The organism is Phaeobacter sp. CAU 1743 (genome assembly GCF_039839315.1).
Lineage (GTDB): Bacteria > Pseudomonadota > Alphaproteobacteria > Rhodobacterales > Rhodobacteraceae > Phycobacter > Phycobacter gallaeciensis_A.
In genome coordinates, this window is the sequence record NZ_JBDOQR010000133.1 from 1 (window position 1) to 4,939 (window position 4,939).

A 4,939-nucleotide genomic window follows, 5' to 3' on the forward strand; every position below is an offset into this window, starting at 1 on the left:
TCGCAAAGATCAAGGAATTCAGAGCCATAGCGACCCGCTACGAAAAGACAACGTCCAGCTACGCCGCCAATTGGCATCTCGCGGCTGCCATCATCGCCTCACGATGAATGTCCACAGACCCTAGTTGAGGTAAATCAATATCAGCAGAAACGACCAAAAGCAGCACAGCAGTATTTGCAGGCTGACCGCGGCAAGCAAGAACAAGGTCTCCCGCGCGGATTCGCCCTCCTGTTGGAGGTCTGCCCCCTGAAACCCGGCGCGCGTGGACCTGCCACACGCGCCAGTTATCGCTTATCAGAGACGTTCGATCGCCAGGGCGATGCCCTGACCGCCGCCGATGCACATGGTGATGAGGCCCAGCTTGCCGCCAGTGCGCTCCAGTTCATACAGCGTCTTGATGGTGATCAACGCGCCGGTGGCGCCAACCGGGTGGCCCAGTGCGATGGCACCGCCGTTGGGATTCACCTTGGCCGGATCAAGGCCCAACTCCTTGTTCACCGCCAGCGCCTGCGCGGCAAAGGCTTCGTTGGATTCGATCACGTCGAAATCGCTCGCCTTGAGGCCGGTTTTCTTCAGCAGGTTCTGCACCGCGGGCACCGGGCCGATGCCCATCACCTCGGGGCGCACACCGGCATGGGCGTATCCAACCACCCGCGCCTTGGGCGTGAGACCCGCCTTTTCGGCGGCCTCGGCCCGCGCCATAACCAACGCCGCTGCACCATCATTGATGCCCGAGGCGTTGCCCGCGGTCACACGGCCATCCTTCTGGAACACCGGACGCAGACCGGCCAGCGCCTCCATCGAGGTTGCCTTGGGGTGTTCGTCCACCTCAAACGGCACCATGTCGCGCTTGACCTTGACCTCAACCGGCACGATCTGGCTGGCGAAATATCCCGCCTCGATCGCTGCCGCGGCGCGGGTCTGGCTGGTCAGCGCGAATTCATCCATCTGTTCGCGGGTGACGCCGTGTTCATCCGCCACGTTTTCCGCCGTGACCCCCATGTGGCCGGTGCCAAAGGGGCAGCTGAGCGCGCCCAGCATCATGTCCAGCGATTTCACATCGCCCATCTTCTGACCCCAGCGCGCCGACGGCGTGATGAAGGGGCTGCGCGACATGTTCTCGGCGCCGCCGGTCAGGGCGTAATCCGCATCCCCCAGCATCAGCGACTGGATACCCGACACGATGGCCTGCGCACCCGATCCGCACAGGCGGTTCACGTTCATCGCCGGGGTGCCGTTGGGAATGCCTGCCTGCATTGCTGCGACACGGGACAGGTACATATCGCGCGGTTCAGTGTTGATCACATGGCCAAAGACCACGTGGCCGATCTGTTCCGGGGCCACGCCCGAACGCTCCAGCGCCGCCTTGGAAGCCACGGTGGCCAGGTCGATGGGGGCAGTGTTCGCCAAAGCGCCACCAAAGGTGCCAATGGCGGTCCGGGCGCCGTCCAGGATCACGATATCGGTCATTTTTCTCTCCTCACGAGTCAGTTGCGCGCATTATGCAGATGCAGCATCCGCTGTCTTGTCAAACGTACCGTCATTGACAAATCAAGACGCAAACCGCACGGTTCCGTTATGCCGGAAAACACAGACGATATCCTGACATTACTGCCATCGCGCCTGAAAGAGGCCCGCCGCGCCAAGGGCCTAAGCCTAGAAGCCGTGGCGAACCTGTCGGGCGTCTCGCGCTCCATGGTCAGCCAGATTGAGCGCGGTGAATCCAGCCCCACGATTGCCACCTTATGGAACCTGACGCGCGCCTTGCAGGTGGATTTTGCCGGGCTACTGGACGCCGCTGACAAAGCGGACCGGATCGAGGTGCTGCGCGACGGTGATGTGCCCACCATCGACAATATGGGGCAAGGCTGCCGGATCCGCATCTTGTCACCGCCCGAGGACGCAGGCGGGCACGAGGTTTACGACATTCTGTTCGAAACCGGCGGCGCGCTGGACAGCCAGCCGCACGGGCGCGGCACGGCCGAGCATCTGACGGTGCTGGAGGGCGACATCACTGTCACATCGGGCAGCGCCCGGATGCGGCTGCACGCAGGGGACACCGCACGCTATGCAGCCGATATCCCCCACAACATCACCGCGCCGGACGGAGCCGCGCGGGTCTTTCTGATCGTCAAGAACGGCTGAACCCGATCCGGAACCGATCCTGTTGGCCGGTCGCGCATGCGGCAAGCACGCCCCTGCCCACCCCACGGCGGGCGCTGAGCACATCGATGCCATCCGGTCATTAGATTCCAATGCAATCTCACTCCAAAATTCCAGTTTCACGGATATTTTTCCGTCATTAAGAATTTCCCCTATTTGGGAATCAAATCCGTTATGGTAGACACACTTCCGACGTAGAAGGAGATTCCCCATGTCCAATGCCTTTTTGACAGATATCGCCAAGACCCTGGAAGCGATCGAAGCCGAAGGTCTGACCAAGCGGGAACGAATGATTACCTCCCCACAGGGGGGCGAAATCACGGTGGGCGACCGCGAGGTCATCAACCTCTGCGCCAACAACTATCTGGGACTGGCGGATCACCCCGATCTGATCTCCGCCGCCTGCAATGTCATGGATGACAAGGGGTTCGGTATGGCCTCGGTCCGCTTCATCTGCGGCACGCAGGACATCCACCGCGACTTGGAGCAGAAGCTGGCAAAGTTCCTGAACAAGGATGACGCCATCCTCTTTGCCGCCTGTTTTGATGCCAATGGCGGGCTGTTCGAACCTCTGCTCGGCCCCGAGGATGCGATCATCTCAGACAGCCTCAACCATGCGTCGATCATCGACGGGGTGCGCCTGTGCAAGGCGAAACGCTATCGCTACCTCAACAGTGACATGAATGATCTGGAGGCCTGGCTGAAACAGGCCCGCGAGGACGGCGCGCGCCATATCATGATCGCCACCGATGGCGTCTTTTCGATGGATGGCTACCTGGCCAAACTACCCGAAATCCGCGCGCTGGCGGATAAATACGACGCCGTGGTGATGGTGGACGATTGCCACGCCACGGGGTTCATGGGGCCGCATGGCGCCGGGACGCCGGATCATTTCGGTGTCGATGTGGACATTCTGACGGGAACTTTGGGCAAAGCACTTGGGGGGGCCATTGGCGGTTATATCGCCGGGCCGCAGCCAGTGATCGACCTGCTGCGGCAGCGGGCGCGGCCCTATCTGTTCTCCAATTCGCTGCCGCCCTCCATCGTTGCTGCCGGGATCGAGGCGCTGAACCTTGTCGAACAGGGCGCGGACCTGCGCACACGCCTGTTCGAGAATACCCGGTTCTGGCGCGCGGGGCTGGAAAGCCTAGGCTTTGATCTATTGCCGGGCGAGCATCCCATCGTGCCGGTGATGCTGGGCGAGGCGCAGCTGGCGCAGGACATGGCGGCGCAGCTTTTTGACGAAGGCGTCTATGTCTCTGGCTTCTTCTTCCCGGTGGTGCCGCGCGGCCAGGCGCGTATCCGCACCCAGATGAATGCGGTCCTGACGCAAGAAGAACTGACCCGCGCCCTTGCCGCCTTTGGCAAGGTGGGCAAATCGCTGGGAGTGATCTCATGACACGGCCTGACAGGATACCGAACACCATGAAGGCCCTGGAGAAATCCAGACCCGAAGAGGGCCTCTGGATGGTCGAGGCCCCGGTGCCCGAGATCGGCGCGGATGATGTGCTGATCAAGATCAACAAGACCGGCATCTGCGGCACCGATCTGCATATCTGGAACTGGGACGACTGGGCCCAGCGCACTGTGCCCGTCCCGCTGATCACCGGGCATGAGTTCGCCGGGGAGATCGTCGAGCTTGGCAGCAACGTGACGGATCTGAAGATTGGTCAACGCTGCTCGGGCGAAGGGCATCTGATCGGCCATCACTCGCGCCAGTGGCGGGCTGGCAAGTTCCATCTGGATCCCGAAACCCGCGGCATCGGCGTCAACGAACAGGGTGCCTTTGCCGAGTATCTGCGCCTGCCCGCCTTTAACGTGGTGCCTTTGCCGGAAGAAATCCCGGATGACATCGGCGCGATTCTGGACCCTCTGGGCAATGCGGTTCACACCGTGCTCAGCTTTGATCTGGTGGGGGAGGACGTGCTGATCACCGGCGCCGGACCTATCGGCATCATGGCCGCAGCGGTTGCCCGCCACGTTGGTGCGCGCCATGTGGCGATCACCGATGTGAACCCAGCGCGGCTGGCCCTTGCCGAAAAGGTCGCGGATGTCCGTGCCGTGAACGTGGCTCAGGAAGACTTGCAAGACGTCATCGCGGAACTGGGCATGACCCAGGGCTTTGATGTCGGGCTTGAGATGTCAGGAAACCAATCCGCGCTTGATCAGATGATCGAAGCACTGGTGATGGGCGGCAAGATCGCGCTTCTTGGCATTCCGCCCGGAAAATCCCCGGTCGACTGGAGCCGCATCGTTTTCAAGGCGATCACCCTGAAAGGGGTCTACGGGCGCGAGATTTTCGAGACCTGGTACAAGATGATCGCCATGCTGCAAAACGGCCTCGATATCTCGGAAATCATCACAAACCGATTCGGAATAGATTCGTTCAAAGATGGATTTTCCACCATGAAATCCGGTCGGTGCGGCAAGGTAATTCTAGACTGGACCTGACCAAACGGCGCGGAGAGAACAACGCCCAAAATCATGCGCAATACCCAATAAAACAACAAAAAACCGCCCTATCAAGGGGCGGTTTGCAATCTGGTCAAGCGCGATAAATTGGCGTGACTGGCGCTAAAACATGTCATCCCAGAACCGAGAAGAAAAACAGAATAAAACTCGTAAAGTAGCGTCCAGCCACAGTTCACCATTAGGGTCTGTGGACATTCAGGATTCCCAAGCTGGCTGAAATCTGATTCAAGCTTCCAAAATGGAGGTTTGAATGAACGAAGAGCGGTTTGTGTTGACAGATGAGGTCTGGGTCCGCCTTGCGCCC

The 4,939-nt window shown here is 60.4% G+C and carries 5 protein-coding genes and 1 pseudogene; 4 read left to right on the forward strand and 2 right to left on the reverse strand.

Going from position 1 to position 4,939, the window contains the following annotated elements; all coding sequences use genetic code 11:
* A pseudogene (locus AAFO90_RS23900) lies at positions 1-107 on the forward strand (IS5/IS1182 family transposase); the annotation flags it as partial.
* 187 nt (positions 108-294) lie between these two features.
* Here AAFO90_RS23900 and AAFO90_RS23905 read toward each other — a convergent pair.
* Positions 295-1,470: an acetyl-CoA C-acyltransferase family protein gene (locus AAFO90_RS23905; protein WP_347511053.1), complete on the reverse strand. Its 1,176-nt coding sequence runs from the start codon at positions 1,468-1,470 to the stop codon at positions 295-297.
* A gap of 108 nt (positions 1,471-1,578) precedes the next feature.
* Here AAFO90_RS23905 and AAFO90_RS23910 point away from each other — a divergent pair, with 108 nt between their 5' ends.
* The 3 genes from AAFO90_RS23910 (at position 1,579) to tdh (ending at position 4,614) form a co-directional block, all read left to right on the forward strand.
* On the forward strand, positions 1,579-2,145 hold the full coding sequence (locus AAFO90_RS23910; RefSeq protein ID WP_347511054.1) for an XRE family transcriptional regulator: 567 nt from the start codon (positions 1,579-1,581) through the stop codon (positions 2,143-2,145).
* A 229-nt stretch (positions 2,146-2,374) separates the two neighbouring features.
* A complete protein-coding gene (locus AAFO90_RS23915; protein WP_347511055.1) occupies positions 2,375-3,562 on the forward strand; it encodes a glycine C-acetyltransferase in 1,188 nt (395 codons plus the stop codon).
* Positions 3,559-4,614, forward strand: a complete 1,056-nt coding sequence (gene tdh, locus AAFO90_RS23920) for an L-threonine 3-dehydrogenase (protein WP_347511056.1) — start codon at positions 3,559-3,561, stop codon at positions 4,612-4,614. The genes AAFO90_RS23915 and tdh overlap by 4 nt, the downstream gene beginning before the upstream one ends.
* Positions 4,615-4,685: 71 nt before the next feature.
* Here tdh and AAFO90_RS23925 read toward each other — a convergent pair.
* A partial coding sequence (locus AAFO90_RS23925) for a hypothetical protein (protein ID WP_347511057.1) occupies positions 4,686-4,939 on the reverse strand: 254 nt, incomplete at its 5' end.

Bases quoted from the DNA above. Each gene is read 5' to 3' on its own strand.
- AAFO90_RS23905 (WP_347511053.1), bottom strand. From the start codon at position 1,470: ATGACCGATATCGTGATCCTGGACGGCGCCCGGACCGCCATTGGCACC.
- AAFO90_RS23915 (WP_347511055.1), top strand. From the start codon at position 2,375: ATGTCCAATGCCTTTTTGACAGATATCGCCAAGACCCTGGAAGCGATC.
- tdh (WP_347511056.1), top strand. From the start codon at position 3,559: ATGACACGGCCTGACAGGATACCGAACACCATGAAGGCCCTGGAGAAA.
- AAFO90_RS23910 (WP_347511054.1), top strand. From the start codon at position 1,579: ATGCCGGAAAACACAGACGATATCCTGACATTACTGCCATCGCGCCTG.